General features: G+C 66.2%; 1 protein-coding gene. It reads right to left on the bottom strand.

The genetic code is table 11. The features are described from left to right. Positions 1-47 precede the first annotated feature (47 nt). On the bottom strand, positions 48-1,046 hold the full coding sequence (locus tag DBR23_RS09980) for a tripartite tricarboxylate transporter substrate binding protein (protein ID WP_108498136.1): 999 nt from the start codon (positions 1,044-1,046) through the stop codon (positions 48-50). Between the last annotated feature and the right edge of the window lie 76 nt (positions 1,047-1,122).

The raw sequence follows: 1,122 nt of genomic DNA on the forward strand, positions 1-1,122 counted from the left end.
AGGGGCGGTGGCGCCGGTCTGCCTCCCCAAGCCGTCTTCGCAGCGGTTCAATCGGGTGTGAGCTGGGCCTTGACCACCACACCCTTCCACTTGGCGAGTTCCTGCTTCACCGTCAGGGCCAGTTGCTCGGGCGTGCTGGTGTCCACCACTGCGCCTTGTTCCTCGATGCGGCGCACCACGTCCTTGTCGGCCAGTGCGGTGTTCAAGGTCTTGTTGAGCAGGTCGATCACCGGGCGAGGCGTCTTGCCGGGTGCGAACAAGGCGTACCACTGGGTGATCTCCACACCCTTGATGCCAGCCTCCTCCAGCGTGGGCACATCGGGCAGAAGCGACGAGCGCTTGGGCCCGGCCAGCGCCAGGGCGCGCAGCTTGCCGCCCTTCACGTGCGGGTAGGCCGAGAACAGGCTAGGAAACATCACCTGCGTCTGACCGGCCATGGTGTCGTTCATGGCGGGGGCTGCGCCCCGGTAGGGCACATGGGCCATCTGGGCGCCACTTTCGAGCTTGAAGATTTCCGCCGAGAAGTGTGGGGCCGTGCCGTTGCCGGCCGATGCGTAGTTGAAGTCGTGGGGCTTGGCCTTGCTCAGCGCCACCAGTTCGCTCACCGTCTTGGCCGGCACCTTGGGATTCACCACCATCAGCGTGGGCGAGTAGCTCACCATACCGATGGGCTCGAACTGCGTGATGGGGTCGTAGCGCAGCTTCTGCAGTGCGGGGCTCATGCCGTGGGTGCCGATGTAGCCGAACAAGATGGTGTGCCCGTCGGGTGCCGCACGGGCCACGTATTCGGCCGCAATGGCGCCATTGGCCCCGGCCTTGTTCTCCACGATGACCTGCTGGCCCAGCAGGGTGGAGAGCTTGATGGCCACCACACGCGCCATGCCGTCGTTGCCACCCCCGGCGGCGGTGGGCACGACCAGCGTGATGGGCTTGTCGGGATAGGCCGCATAGGCGGTGCCGGCGGCCCAGAAGGCGCTGGACGCGAGCGCCAGCGTAGCCGTGGCCAGCGCCGTGCGGCGCGTGGTGGAGTGAATGGAACGGGTCATGGTTTGTCTCCTGTCGTAATGGTTGGAATCGTTGGAAGGGCGCTGCGCAAGCGGCGCCCTGAAGAGCGCTCAGTGC

Origin of the sequence: Acidovorax sp. HMWF018 (genome assembly GCF_003061035.1) — a bacterium.
In the GTDB taxonomy this organism is placed as follows: Bacteria; Pseudomonadota; Gammaproteobacteria; order Burkholderiales; family Burkholderiaceae_C; genus Acidovorax; species Acidovorax delafieldii.

Coding starts and splice junctions, on each gene's coding strand:
- DBR23_RS09980 (WP_108498136.1), bottom strand. CDS start 1,046: ATGACCCGTTCCATTCACTCCACCACGCGCCGCACGGCGCTGGCCACG.